Below are 13,031 nucleotides of genomic sequence, written 5' to 3'. Positions count from 1 at the left end.
CGATGTCTAATAAATTGCTTGTCCGCCGTGCCGCGGTCCTGGGCGCCGGCGTCATGGGCGCGCAGATCGCCGCGCACCTGACCAACGCGGGCGTCGACACGGTGCTGTTCGACCTGCCGGCCAAGGAGGGCGACCCCAACGGCATCGTCGCCAAGGCGATCGCGAACCTGGGCAAGCTCAGCCCCGCCCCGCTCGCCGCCAAGGGCCTGGCCGAGCGCATCAGCGCGGCCAACTACGAGACCGGCCTGGAACAGCTGCGCGACTGCGACCTGATCATCGAGGCCATCGCCGAGCGCATGGACTGGAAGCAAGACCTGTACAAGAAGATCGCGCCGTTCGTGGCCGCGCACACCGTGCTGGCCTCCAATACCTCCGGCCTGGGCATCAACAAGCTGGCCGAAGTCCTGCCCGAGGAACTGCGCCACCGCTTCCTGGGCGTGCACTTCTTCAACCCGCCGCGCTACATGCACCTGGCCGAGCTGATCCCGGCCCGCGGCACCGACGCCAGCGTGCTCGAGGGCCTGGAAACCTTCCTCACCACCACCCTGGGCAAGGGCGTGGTGATCGCCAAGGACACCCCGAACTTCATCGGCAACCGCATCGGCGTGTTCTCGATGCTGGCCGCGATGCACCACACCGAGCAGTTCGGCCTGGGCTTCGACACCGTCGACGCCCTGACCGGTCCGGCGATCGGGCGCCCGAAGTCGGCGACCTACCGCACCGCCGACGTGGTCGGCCTGGACACCATGGCCCATGTCATCAAGACCATGGCCGACACCCTGCCCGACGACCCCTGGCACTCGTACTTCAAGGCGCCCAAGTGGCTGGCCGCGCTGATCGAAAAGGGCGCGCTGGGCCAGAAGACCGGCGCCGGCGTGTACACCAAGCGCGGCAAGGACATCCTGGTGCTCGACCTCAAGGCGCAGGACTACCGCGTCTCGGCCGGTGAGCTCGATGCCGACGTCGCCGCCCTGCTCAAGGAGCGCGACCCGGCCAAGAAGTTCGCCGCCCTGCGCGCCAGCGGCCATCCGCAGGCGCAGTTCCTGTGGGCGGTGTTCCGCGACAGCTTCCACTACAGCGCCTTCCACCTGGAATCGATCGCCGACACCGCGCGCGACGTCGACTTCGCGATGCGCTGGGGTTACGGCTGGTCGCTGGGCCCGTTCGAGACCTGGCAGGCCGCGGGCTGGAAGCAGGTCGCCGACTGGATCGCCGAGGACATCGTGGCCGGCAAGGCGATGGCGCCCGCGCCGCTGCCGAACTGGGTGTTCGACGGCCGCGACGGCGTGCACGGCGCCGACGGCAGCTACAGCCCGGGCCGCAACGCCAAGGTCGCGCGCTCGTCCAACCCGGTCTACGCGCGCCAGCGCTTCCCCGACGCCCTGCTCGGCGAGAAGTTCTCGCAGGGCCAGACCGTGTTCGAGAACGACGGCATCCGCCTGTGGGCCGACGACGGCGACGACATCGCGGTGATCAGCTTCAAGACCAAGATGCACACGGTCAACGACCACGTGCTCAACGGCATCCAGGAAGCGATCGGCATCGCCGAAAAGAAGTTCAAGGGCGTGGTGATCTGGCAGCCCAAGGAGCCGTTCTCGGCCGGCGCCGACCTGTCCGGCGCGCTCGGCCTGCTGCAGGCCGGCGACCTCAAGGGCTTCGAGGCCATGGTCGCCAACTTCCAGGCCACCAGTCAGCGCATCAAGTACGCGCTGGTGCCGGTGGTGGCGGCGGTGCGCGGCCTGGCCCTGGGCGGCGGCTGCGAGTTCCAGATGCACGCGGCCAAGAGCGTGTTCGCGCTGGAAAGCTACATCGGCCTGGTCGAGGCCGGCGTCGGCCTGCTGCCGGCCGGCGGCGGCCTGAAGGAGTTCGCGGTGCGCGCCTCCGACGCGGCCGGCCCGGGCGGCGATGTGTTCGCCCAGCTCAAGCCCGCGTTCGAATCCGTGGCCATGGCCAAGGTCTCTACCTCGGCCTTCGAGGCGCGCGAGCTCAAGCTGGCGCGCGACGGCGACGCGGTGGTGTTCAACGCCTTCGAACTGCTGCACGTGGCCAAGGCCCAGGCCCGCGCCCTGGCCGAGAGCGGCTATCGCCCGCCCCTGCCCGGCCGCCGCGTCCAGGTCGCCGGCGACGTCGGCATCGCGACCTTCAAGATGCTGCTGGTCAACATGCTGGAAGGCCGCTTCATCTCGCCGCACGACTACGAGATCGCCACCCGCATCGCCACCGTGATCTGCGGCGGCGAAGTCGACCGCGGCGCGCTGGTCGACGAGGAATGGCTGCTCAAGCTCGAGCGCGAACACTTCGTCGCCCTGGCGCAGATGCCCAAGACGCAGGAGCGCATCGCGCACATGCTCAAGACCGGTAAGCCGCTGAGGAACTGAGATTGGTGATTCGAGATTCGGGATTCGCAAAAGCGGTTCCCGAATCGCCGTTCCTAACTAATCCCGAATCCCTAATCCCGAATCCCTCTTTCGGAGAAAGATCATGAAGCAAGTTCAAGACGCCTACATCGTCGCCGCCACCCGCACCCCGGTCGGCAAGGCCCCGCGCGGCGTATTCCGCAACACCCGTCCCGACGACATGCTCGCCCACGTGTTGAAGTCGGTGGTGGCGCAGGCCCCGGGCATCGACCTCAACCGCATCGACGACGCCATCATCGGCTGCGCCATGCCCGAGGGCGAGCAAGGCATGAACGTGGCGCGCATCGGCGTGCTGCTGGCCGGCCTGCCCAACACCATCGCCGCGCAGACCATCAACCGCTTCTGCTCCTCCGGCCTGCAGGCCGTGGCCCTGGCCGCCAACGAGATCCGCCTGGGCAACTCCGATCTGGTCCTGGCCGGCGGCACCGAGTCGATGTCGATGGTGCCGATGATGGGCAACAAGGTCGCGCTGAGCCCCAGCGTGTTCAAGGACGACCACGTCGCCATCGCCTACGGCATGGGCATCACCGCCGAGAAGGTCGCCGAGGAATGGAAGATTTCGCGCGAGGACCAGGACGCGTTCGCGCTGGCCTCGCACCGCAAGGCGATCGCCGCGCAGCAGGCCGGCGAGTTCGCCGCCGAGATCAGCCCCTACGAGGTGCTGTCGCACCAGCCCGATCTGAGCGGCAACACGATCAAGCTGCGCAAGAGCCTGATCGAGCTGGACGAGGGCCCGCGCGCCGATGCTTCGCTGGAAGCGCTGGCCAAGCTCAAGCCGGTGTTCCGCAACGGCCAGTTCGGCGGCACGGTCACCGCCGGCACCGCTTCGCAGATGAGCGACGGCGCGGCCGCGGTGCTGCTGGCTTCCGGCCAGGCGGTCAAGGACTACGGCCTGACCCCGCTCGCGCGTTTCGTCAGCTTCTCGGTCGCCGGCGTGCGCCCGGAAGTGATGGGCATCGGCCCGATCGCGGCGATTCCCAAGGCGCTCAAGCAGGCCGGCCTGACCCAGGACCAGATCGACTGGATCGAGCTCAACGAAGCCTTCGCCGCGCAGGCGCTGGCGGTGATCCGCGACAGCGGCCTGGATCCGTCCAAGGTCAACCCGCTGGGCGGCGCGATCGCGCTGGGCCATCCGCTGGGCGCGACCGGTGCGATCCGCACCGCGACCATCGTCCACGGCCTGCGCCGTCGTCAGCAGAAGTACGGCCTGGTGACCATGTGCATCGGCACCGGCATGGGCGCGGCGGGCGTGTTCGAGGCGCTCTGAGTTCGGCCATCGAGCGAAGGCCTCGGCCTTCGCATCGAATCATCGGGGCGGCTACGGTCGCCCCGATGCGTTTGCGGCCCACAAAAAAAGCGAGGGCAGCCGGAACTGCCCTCGCCTCGCACCACGCTGGGCGCGCGACGCCCGGCCCACGGTAGCCGGCGTCGTGCGCGCACTACTTCGGGCAGGCGGTGAACTTGCCCTGGGCGTCGCGGCAACGCTTGCTGGCGGCCTGCTTGTCGCAGGACACGAACTTGCCCTGGGGATCGCGGCAGTGGTTCGCCGCGGTCGCTTTGGCCGGCGCCGGTTTGGCCGCGGCCGCCATCGGTTGGACGGCGGCACGCGCGGGCGCGGGCTTGGCGGCGGGCGCCGGATGCGTGGCCGCTGCGGGTTGCGCGGCGCCGGCGGCCAGGCTCAGCGACAGCAAGGCGGCGGCGATCGGTAGCAGGGATTTACGGAACATGACGGCCTCTCCCGAAGACGCGACCGGTGCGATCGCGTTCGCAGGCTAGGCGCGGCGAGACTACGGCCGGCTGGGCGTGGGATTAAACATTTTTAATCCGGCAACTCTTGTGTAGGAGCGGCGTAAGCCACGACCGCGCCACAGGCTAGCGTCGCTGCTGCGATGGCGGATCGCGGCTTACGCCGCTCCTACCCCAGAGCAGTGCGGGTAGCTCAGGCCAGGCGCGTTCCGTTCGGCACCGGCCGTTCGATCGCGGTGACCACCACGCCTTCGTCGGTGGGGAAGCCGGTGAGCAGGAATTCGGAACGGAACGGGCCGACCTGCTTGGGCGGGAAATTGATCACGCCGACGATCTGGCGCCCGACCAGTTCCTCGGCCGTGTACAGCTGTTTCACCTGCGCGCTGGTCTTGCGCACGCCGTGCGGTCCGAAGTCCACCCACAGTTTCCAGGCCGGCTTGCGCGCTTCCGGGAACGCCTCGACCCGCAGCACCGTGCCCGCGCACAGCATCACCCGCTCGAACTCGCTCCAGCTCAGATCGCCGCCGGCGACCGTGGTTTCGTTTTCGCTCACGCGCGCCTGCCCTCGTTCCAATCTTTCCAATGATCCTTGAACTGGGCCCAGCTGTAACTCAGCTGCGCGCCCAGCAGTCCCGCTGGCTTCAGCGCCGAGACCAGGCCGTAATGGGCGAACTCGCGCCAGCGCGGATCGCCGTGCGCGATCGCCGCGGCCAGCACTTCGCCCGCGTAGGTGGTCGGCGCCACGCCGTGGCCGCCGAAGGCTTGGGCCAGCCACAGGCCGTCCTCGACCTGGCCGATCTGCGGCATCTGGTGGCGCGCATAGCTCATCAGGCCGGACCAGGCCTGCTCGATGCGCACGCCCTCCAATTGCGGGAACACCTTGAGCAAGTCGCGCCGCAGCAGGCGCTCCACCGCCGCCGGCGAGCGGTCCAGCACCGAGATACGGCCGCCCCAGAGCAGCCGCGTGTCCGGCAGCGGCCGGTAGTAGTCGAACGCGAAACGGGTGTCGTAGACCGCCGCGCGCGTGCGCAGAGCCTCGTCCAGGCGCGCGCCCAGGGGCTCGGTGACCATGACGTAGGTCGCGATCGGCATCACGCCCGCGTCCACGCGCGCGCTCAGGCCGGCCAGGTAGCCGCCGCAGGCCAGCACGACCTGGCGCGCGGCGATCTCGCCTTGCGGCGTTATCACCCGCCACCCCGCGCCGTCGCGACGCAGCGCGGTCGCCGGCGTGCGCTCGTGCACGGCGACGCCAGCGCGCTCGGCCAGTGCGGCCAACCCGTGCGCGTATTTGAGCGGGTGAAAATGGAAAGCCTGCGGTTCGAACAGGCCGTCGTGGTAACGCGGGCTGCGTACCAGGTCGCGCAGTTCGTCCTGCGCCAGCCAGCGCCACTCGGCGCCGTAGCGCTCGGCCAGCAGACGTTGGCGCGAACGCAGGACCTCGGGATCGCGGAACCAATTGGCCCAGATCACGCCGGCCTGGACCGCGTCGCAGTCCAGGCCGTGGCGATGGATGCGCGTGCGGATCAGCTCGACCGCCTCGGTGGTGCCCGCATAGAGGGCGCGCGCGCGTTCGGGGCCCAGTTCGCGCAGCAGCGCGTCCTCGCCGCGCGAATAGCCGCCGAACACGAAACCGCCGTTGCGACCCGAGGCGCCGTGACCCAGGCCCTGGGCCTCGATCAGGGCGACGCCGGCGACGCCGCGCTCGGCCAGGCCCAGCGCGGTGTTGAGCCCGGCGAAGCCGCCGCCGATCACGCACACCGAGGCCTCGCGGCGGCCCTGCAGCGCCGGGCGTTCGGGCGTCGGTGGCAAGGTGGCGCGGTAGTAGCTGGGGACGGTCATGGGCGGTCTGGAATGCGGCGGTCGGGTTTGTTGAAATGCGCGGGAACGCTCGGACTCACAGGAACGCGACGGTGCGCGAAGCGGACATCCACCCGGCCGACCTAGCCTATCGCAGGCGCAGCCTGCTGATCATCGCCGCGATCGTGGTGCTGGCCTTGTTCGGCTTGTGGCAACTCGACGGCTGGCTGAGCGGGCTCGCGACCCAGCTGGCCCAGGACGGCGACCCGCAGCGCGCCCGGCGCTGGCTGCGCGGCCTGCTGGTCGCGCTGGCGCTGTTGCCGGTGGTCCCGCTGTCGCTGTTGGCGCGCAGCTTGCGGCGTCTGGCCGCGGCGGCCCAGGCCGAGCGGCGCTTCCCACCACGCGACTGGCGCACCCTGCGCGACGTGCGCGTGCTGCGCGGCGTGGTCGCGCAGCGCTGGATCGTGCGGGTGCGGCGCATGGCCGCGGCCGCGAGCGTGCTGGCCATCCTGTGCGCGGTCCTGGCGATGGCGATGCTCTGGTATTACCGGTGAACGGTAAGCGCAGGAAACGGTTGCCCTGACTGGCCTTCGCATACATCGTGATGCGTGCCCGCAGCCCAAGCGCCATAGAGGTCGAAGACGTGCAGTGGATCGATGCATTGCGGCAACGCGCTCGCGAACTCAAGCGCGAGATCCATGCGCTCTATCTCGCGGCGCGGCACCCGCTCACGCCGTGGTACGCCAAGCTGCTGGTCGCGGCGATCGTGGCCTATGCGCTCAGCCCCATCGACCTGATTCCGGACTTCATCCCGGTCCTGGGCTATCTGGACGACCTGCTCCTGCTTCCGCTAGGGATCGCCTGGGCGATCCGCATGATTCCAGCGACCGTCATGATCGAGTGCCGCGCGCGCGCCGCGCAGGCCGGCGATCCCGAGGGCGGTTTGGCAGGCCGCGTCGCGGCCGCTGCGATCGTGACGCTCTGGATCGGGTTCACCGCGCTATGCGCGTTGCTGGCCTATCGGGCGCATCGCGGCACGCCTTGATCGAGCCGCCATCGCCGTGCGCGCGTTGCGCGGGCCGATGGCGATGGCGACGTTCTGGCGCTGCGGGTTAGGGGTAGGAACGAGTAAGTAGTAGCGAGTAAGTAGTAACGAGTGAGACAGCTGCCCGCCTCTACTCGTTGCTCCTTACTTCACACTAGCTACTGCCTCACTCCAGATCCGCCACGCCCAGCTCAGCCAAGGCGTTCTGCATCAGCTGGCGCGCCGAGTCGCTGAGCACTTCGTGGTCCAGAGCGAAACGGATCGTGGCTTCGATCAGGCCCAAGTGGGTGCCGCAGTCGAAACGCGTGCCCTGGAAGCGGTAAGCGTTAACGGCCTCCTCGGTGAGCATCGCCGCGATCGCGTCGGTGAGCTGGATCTCGCCGCCGGCGCCAGGCGTGGTGTTCTCCAGCAGGGAGAAGATGCGCGGGTTGAGCACGTAGCGGCCGACCACGGCCAGGTTGCTGGGCGCGACGTCCGGCGAGGGCTTCTCGACGATGGCGCGGATACGGCCCTGGCGCGCGGCGAAACCGTCGGTGGCGACGATGCCGTAACTGCCGGTCTGCTCGCGCGGCACGTCCTGCACCGCGATCACGCTGGCGCCGGAGATTTCGGCCGCGTCGGCCATCTGCTTGAGTGCGCCCGGGCCGCGGTTCCAGATCAGGTCGTCCGGCAGCACCACCGCGAACGGCTCGTCGCCGACCACGGGCTTGGCGCACAGCACCGCATGGCCCAGGCCCAGCGCCTCGGCCTGCGTCACGAACACCGCCCGCACGCCCGGAGGCAGCACGTTGCGCACCAGTTCCAGTTGCTCGAGCTTGCCGCTGCGTTCGAGCTTCTGTTCCAGCTCGTAGGCCTTGTCGAAGTAGTCGGCGACCGCGTGCTTGTAGCGGTTGGTGACGAAGATCAGGGTGTCGCAGCCGGCTTCGATGGCTTCGTCGACGGCGTACTGGATCAGGGGCCGATCGACGATCGGCAGCATTTCCTTGGGGACGGTCTTGGTCGCGGGCAGGAACCGGGTCCCCAGCCCTGCGACCGGGAATACGGCTTTGCGGATGCGAGCGGCCATCAAACCTTCCTGGCGTTGCGTGTGGGGAACGCCACCACGGTGGCGGATTCGACATAGTCGGGATGCTCGCCGACCGGCGCGAATTCGGGCACCGCCATGCGCAGCAGCTGGTTGAGCAATTCGCGGTCGTAGCGCGCCGAGGCCTCGCGCAGCTGTGCGATGGCCGACTCGATCGCGTGGGCGGACACCTCGCGCGGCTCGGCCTGCAGGATCTTGGGGTGCTGGGTCGGGCGGTAGCGCTCGTCGGCGTGAAACAGGGTCTCGTGCAGCTTCTCGCCCGGACGCAGGCCCGTGTAGATGATCGCGACGTCGCGGCCCGGCTGCTTGCCGGCCAGACGGATCATCTGCTCGGCCAACAGGCGGATCGGCACCGGCTCGCCCATATCGAGGGTGTAGATCGCCTCGTGCGTGCCGATCGCCGAGGCCTGCAGGATCAGCTGGCAGGCTTCGGGGATAGTCATGAAGAAGCGCGTGACCTCCGGATCGGTGACCGTGACCGGGCCGCCGCTGCGGATCTGTTCGCGGAACAACGGCACCACGCTGCCGGCCGAGTCGAGCACGTTGCCGAAGCGCACGGTCACGAAGCGGGTCGAGCGCTGGTCGGCCAGCGATTGGCAGGTCATCTCGGCCAGGCGCTTGGTCGCGCCGAGCACGTTGACCGGATCGACCGCCTTGTCGGTGGAGATCAGCACGAAGGTGCCGACGCCGGCCTCGCGGCAGGCCTTGGCCACGGTCGCGGTGGCGAGCACGTTGTTGCGCACGGCCTCGCGCAGTTGCGCTTCCAGCAGCGGCACCTGCTTGTAGGCGGCGGCGTGGAAGACCGCGTCGGGTTCGGACTGGCCCAGCGCGAACGCGATCACCGCCGGATCGCCGCAGTCGCCGAGGATGGGGATGTATTCCAGATCGGGGAAGTCGCGGCGCAGCGCGGCCTCGGTCTGGGTCAGGGCGAGTTCGTCGATCTCGATCAAGGCGATGCGGCGTGCGCCGTGGCGCGCGCACTGGCGGCACAGCTCCGAGCCGATCGAACCGCCGGCGCCGGTGACCAGCACCGAACGCGCGCCCAGCCAGCTGCGGATCGCCTTCCAATCCGGCAGTACCGGCTTGCGGCCGAGCAGGTCCTCGATCGCGACCTCTTTCAACTCGCCCGGCAGCGAACGCCCTTCCAGCACGTCCTGCAGGCGCGGCACCATCCGGAACGGCAGCCCGGTGCGCTCGCAGGCGATCACCACCCGTTGCAGCGCGTTGGCGTCGGCCGACGGCATCGCGATCACCAGCAGCTTGGCCGCGGTCTCGCGCGCGATCTCCGCCACTTCGGGCACGCGCCCCAGCACCGGCACGCCCTGGACCTTGCTGCCACGCAGGCGCGCGGCGTCGTCGAGGAAGCCGACGGGTTCGTAGGTGCCGAAGCGGCGCAGGTCGCGCACCAGCGCTTCGCCGGCACGGCCGGCGCCGAGGATCAGGATGCGCACCGAGGCGGTGTCGGCGCGTTCGACGCGGCTGTCCTTCCAGGCGCGGTACAGCAGGCGCGGCGCGCCCAGCATGCCCACCAGCACCACCGGATACAGCACCAGCACCGTGCGCGGCATCGTGGTGTCGAGGCGGTTATAGAGGAACAGCACCAGCACGATCGCGAACAGACCGAGCATGCAGGCCTTGAAGATGTTCCAAAGGTCGGGCACGCCGGCGAAGCGCCACAGGCCGCGGTACAGACCGACCTGCCAGAACACCAGGCCCTGGGCCACCATCACCAGCGCGATCTCGGACGACCACAGCGGCAGCGGAACCGGGGCGGGGATGATGCCGAAGCGCAAACGGTACAGGGCCTGCCAGACCAACCACACCATCGCGAGATCGTGCGCGACTACCGCCATGCGCGGCAGTGCACCTTTAAGACGATCGCGCCATGAGCTCATTCCATGCCCCTATACCTTGCCGGGAGAATTCAACGCCGGCTCGGAGCCGGCGCGTTGTAACCACCACCACAAAAAAGCGCCGGACATATACCACGCCGCAACCGTACACAACATGAAAGCCATTCTCGTTTGCAGCAGGACTGGGAGCGCCAGCACAGCGACGAGGGTGTGCATGGCGTAGGCGATGGTGACTTTGGTGTGCCCTACCCTCCTGGCCCAAACCTGATATGCATGCTGAGAATGCGCCGTCCACCACGCTTCCCGACGCAGCATGCGGCGCAACAGTGTCAAGCCCGCGTCGATAAAGAACGCCGACAGCGGCATCAGGACGACCGCTGATCGGCTGCCCAGCACGGTCGCGGCCAGGACCATGAGCCCGGCCAGGGCATAGCCGAGCGCTCCGCTGCCCACGTCGCCCATGAAAATCCGGGCCTTGGGGAAGTTGAAGGGCAGGAAACCGAGGCAGGCCGCGGCCAGGGCCAGACCCAGCCACAGCCCCGGCGCTCCGGCCAGCCAACCCAGCGCCACGGCGATCAGGGCGGCCTGGCTGGCGGCCAGGCCGTTGATGCCGTCCATGAAGTTGCAAACGTTGGTCAGCGCCAGCGCGGCCACGAACGCGCCCAGGGCCAGCCAGGGCGCGTCCAGCACGTGCCAGACCGCGTAGGCCAGCACCGCCGCGGCCACGGCGTGCACCGCCAGCCGCAGCGAGGCCGACAGCGGGCGGTGGTCGTCGATCAGGCCGACCCCGGCCACCAGGGCCAGGCCCAGGCCGAACGCGGCCAGCAAGGGCGCCTGCGCGGGCAGGCGCACGGCCAGGGCCAGGGTCGCGACCAGCAGGGCGATCACCAGCGCGATGCCGCCGCCGCGCGGAGTCGCCACGGCGTGGCTGCGGCGCTCGCCGGGCTGGTCGATCAGTTCGTTGCGCAGCGCGTACCAACGCGCCAGCCAGGTGCCGACCGCTCCGATCAGCAGGTGGATGAGCAGCCAACTCGCCATGGGATCAGACCACCGCGTAGTTCAGCAGCGGCTTGACCGTTCCCCATTCCTTGCAGCTGGGGCATTGCCAATGGTGGCTGCGCGCGCCGAAGCCGCAGCGGTTGCAGCGATAGCTGGGGTTGCGCACCAGCAGCTGGTCGGTGATGTGCTTGAGATCGTGCAGGGTCGCCAGCGGATCGGCGCCCTCGGCCAGGGTCAGGTCGATCAGGGCGGCCTCGCCGCGCACCGAGGGCCGGTCCTTGAGCTGGCGCGCCAGATAGCTGCGCGCGGCCGGCACGCCGTCCTCGGCCTCGACCATGCGGGTCAGGGCCAGCACCGGCGCGATGCCGCGGTAGTGCTCGCACATCTCGGCCAGGAACGCGCGCGCACCGGTCGGGTCGCCGTCGCGTTCGTAGCAGCTCAGCAGCGCCGGCAGCACTTCGGGCAGGTAGTCGGGATCGGCGCGGGCGACGCGCTCGAACGCGCGGATGGCGGCGGCGTCGTTGCCGGCCTCGACCTCGATCCGGCCCTCGAGCATGCCGGCGCGCACCGAGTTCGCGTCGGCATCGAAGGCGCGCTTGACCGAACCGCGCGCGGCCTCGACGTCGCCGGCGGCGCGATGGCGATCGGCCAGTTCGCACTCGAACTGCGCGATCAGCTTGCCCATGGGCTCGCCGGTGGCGGCCTCGTAGCGGCGCGCGTTCTCGATCGCCTTGTCCCAATCGCGTTCGGACTGGTAGATGCCGATCAGGTGGCGCAGCGCCAGCGGCGCCATGTCCAAGGCGACCAGGTCGCTGAATACGGTCTCGGCGCGGTCGAGCAGGCCCGAGCGCATGTAGTCCTCGCCCAAGGCCAGCAACGCCTGGACCTTCTGCTGATCGCTCAGGCCGGGGCGCTGCACCAGCGCCTGGTGCAGGCGGATCGCGCGATCGACTTCGCCGCGGCGGCGGAACAGATGGCCCAGCGCGACCTGGGTCTCGAAGGTGTCCTTATCGAGCTCGGCGATGTGCAGGAAGATCTCGATGGCCTTGTCGGGCTGCTCGTTGAGCAGGTAGTTCAGGCCGCGGAAGTAGGTGGTCGACAGGTGGCTGACCTGGTTGTCGCTGTGACGTTCGCCGCCACGACGGCCGATCACCCAGCCGCTGACGGCCGCGATCGGCAGCAGCAGAAAGAACCAGAACCACTCGCTGATGAATTCCATGCGTCAGGCCTCGCGCGGGGCGGCGGCGGCGCGCTCGGCGCGGGCCAGGCGGCGACGCAGCGGCAGCACCAGGCTGGCCGTGATCGCCAGGCCGCCGGCGAGCACGCCGATCAGCAGCGACACGATCAGGGCCACGCCCAGAGTGGTCGGAAAGGTGCCGAAGCCCAAGTCGATGGGCACGATCTGCCGATTGAGCGCGCCGACGGTGGCGCCGGCCGCGAGGCAGACGAAGGCGATGAGGAAACGGATCAGGCGCATGGGGGATGGGTCCAACGTCCGCGATGTCGCTCTAGCTTAAGGCCAGAAACGAGTGCAGAGGAACGAGGAACTAGAGAAAAGCCGATGCCGGCCATGCCAGCGGCCAGAATAGCGAAACGACAAAGCGCGATGACGAGCGCACGGCAACGCCGCCCTACTCGCTCCTCACTGCTCTAAGCTCGTTCCTAGCCCTTAGGCTTCGTCATCCAGCGGCGCCACGCCGCTGACGCGTTCGCGCAGTTCCTTGCCGGGCTTGAAATGCGGGACGTGCTTGCCGGGCAATGCCACCGACTCGCCGGTCTTGGGGTTGCGGCCCAGGCGCGGCGGACGGAAGTGCAAGGAGAAGCTGCCGAAGCCGCGGATCTCGATGCGTTCGCCCACCGACAGCGCGCCGCCCATCATTTCGAGCAAGGCCTTCACCGCCAGATCCACGTCGTCGCCCTTCAGGTGGGCCTGACGCTGCGAAAGGATCTCGATGAGTTCGGACTTGGTCATGGGCGCTGCGCAAGCTCTAGTACTGGGATGTCGGGACGGTGCCGATACGACGGCGCCGCGACGGTGCCACAAATCGAAGGCGACCCGGCTCGGCCGGGCCGCCTCCGCGGTAGTGCGG

At 69.1% G+C, this 13,031-nt stretch carries 12 protein-coding genes and 1 pseudogene; 4 read left to right on the top strand and 9 right to left on the bottom strand.

From position 1 onward, the window contains the following. Positions 1-2: 2 nt before the first annotated feature. Positions 3-2,378 (top strand): 3-hydroxyacyl-CoA dehydrogenase/enoyl-CoA hydratase family protein, encoded by a 2,376-nt coding sequence (locus ASE43_RS01890; RefSeq protein ID WP_057159269.1) that lies wholly within the window; start codon positions 3-5, stop codon positions 2,376-2,378. A gap of 100 nt (positions 2,379-2,478) precedes the next feature. Beyond that, complete coding sequence (locus tag ASE43_RS01885) at positions 2,479-3,684, top strand: acetyl-CoA C-acyltransferase (protein ID WP_056174645.1); 1,206 nt, start codon at positions 2,479-2,481, stop codon at positions 3,682-3,684. Between the two features lie 172 nt (positions 3,685-3,856). Here the strand turns inward: ASE43_RS01885 and ASE43_RS01880 are convergent, their stop codons facing one another. The 3 genes from ASE43_RS01880 to ASE43_RS01870 form a co-directional block, all read right to left on the bottom strand. Next, the gene (locus tag ASE43_RS01880; RefSeq protein ID WP_057159268.1) at positions 3,857-4,144 is read right to left on the bottom strand and encodes a hypothetical protein; all 288 of its coding nucleotides are present in this window, start codon (positions 4,142-4,144) and stop codon (positions 3,857-3,859) included. 212 nt (positions 4,145-4,356) lie between these two features. Then, positions 4,357-4,716 carry a tRNA-binding protein gene (locus ASE43_RS01875; RefSeq protein ID WP_082576271.1) on the bottom strand — a complete coding sequence of 120 codons (360 nt, stop codon included), beginning with the start codon at positions 4,714-4,716 and terminating at the stop codon, positions 4,357-4,359. Continuing rightward, positions 4,713-6,002 carry an FAD-binding oxidoreductase gene (locus tag ASE43_RS01870; RefSeq protein WP_057159267.1) on the bottom strand — a complete coding sequence of 430 codons (1,290 nt, stop codon included), beginning with the start codon at positions 6,000-6,002 and terminating at the stop codon, positions 4,713-4,715. The genes ASE43_RS01875 and ASE43_RS01870 overlap by 4 nt, the downstream gene beginning before the upstream one ends. A 71-nt stretch (positions 6,003-6,073) precedes the next feature. On the opposite strand from ASE43_RS01870, the gene ASE43_RS01865 reads away from it, so the two are divergent. Both ASE43_RS01865 and ASE43_RS01860 read left to right on the top strand, forming a co-directional pair. Beyond that, complete coding sequence (locus ASE43_RS01865) at positions 6,074-6,514, top strand: hypothetical protein (protein ID WP_057159266.1); 441 nt, start codon at positions 6,074-6,076, stop codon at positions 6,512-6,514. 128 nt (positions 6,515-6,642) lie between these two features. Continuing rightward, positions 6,643-6,945: pseudogene (locus tag ASE43_RS01860) on the top strand (DUF1232 domain-containing protein); the annotation flags it as partial. 226 nt (positions 6,946-7,171) lie between these two features. On the opposite strand, the gene galU reads toward ASE43_RS01860, so the two are convergent. From galU to ASE43_RS01830, 6 genes are all read right to left on the bottom strand, one after another. Next, on the bottom strand, positions 7,172-8,071 hold the full coding sequence (galU, locus tag ASE43_RS01855) for a UTP--glucose-1-phosphate uridylyltransferase GalU (protein WP_056174635.1): 900 nt from the start codon (positions 8,069-8,071) through the stop codon (positions 7,172-7,174). Further along, positions 8,071-9,984 carry a nucleoside-diphosphate sugar epimerase/dehydratase gene (locus ASE43_RS01850; protein ID WP_056174633.1) on the bottom strand — a complete coding sequence of 638 codons (1,914 nt, stop codon included), beginning with the start codon at positions 9,982-9,984 and terminating at the stop codon, positions 8,071-8,073. The genes galU and ASE43_RS01850 overlap by 1 nt, the downstream gene beginning before the upstream one ends. Before the next feature lie 9 nt (positions 9,985-9,993). Next, complete coding sequence (locus tag ASE43_RS01845; protein WP_057159264.1) at positions 9,994-10,980, bottom strand: hypothetical protein; 987 nt, start codon at positions 10,978-10,980, stop codon at positions 9,994-9,996. Positions 10,981-10,984: 4 nt separating this feature from the next. After that, a complete protein-coding gene (lapB, locus tag ASE43_RS01840; protein ID WP_056174625.1) occupies positions 10,985-12,160 on the bottom strand; it encodes a lipopolysaccharide assembly protein LapB in 1,176 nt (391 codons plus the stop codon). Between the two features lie 3 nt (positions 12,161-12,163). Further along, positions 12,164-12,418: a LapA family protein gene (locus ASE43_RS01835; protein WP_056174623.1), complete on the bottom strand. Its 255-nt coding sequence runs from the start codon at positions 12,416-12,418 to the stop codon at positions 12,164-12,166. Between the two features lie 192 nt (positions 12,419-12,610). Next, positions 12,611-12,913, bottom strand: a complete 303-nt coding sequence (locus tag ASE43_RS01830; protein ID WP_055906732.1) for an integration host factor subunit beta — start codon at positions 12,911-12,913, stop codon at positions 12,611-12,613. Positions 12,914-13,031 lie beyond the last annotated feature (118 nt).

The sequence above is a fragment of the Lysobacter sp. Root983 genome (assembly GCF_001429345.1).
Classification (GTDB): Bacteria; Pseudomonadota; Gammaproteobacteria; order Xanthomonadales; family Xanthomonadaceae; genus Lysobacter.
This window is presented reverse-complemented; position numbering and strand designations above follow the sequence as displayed.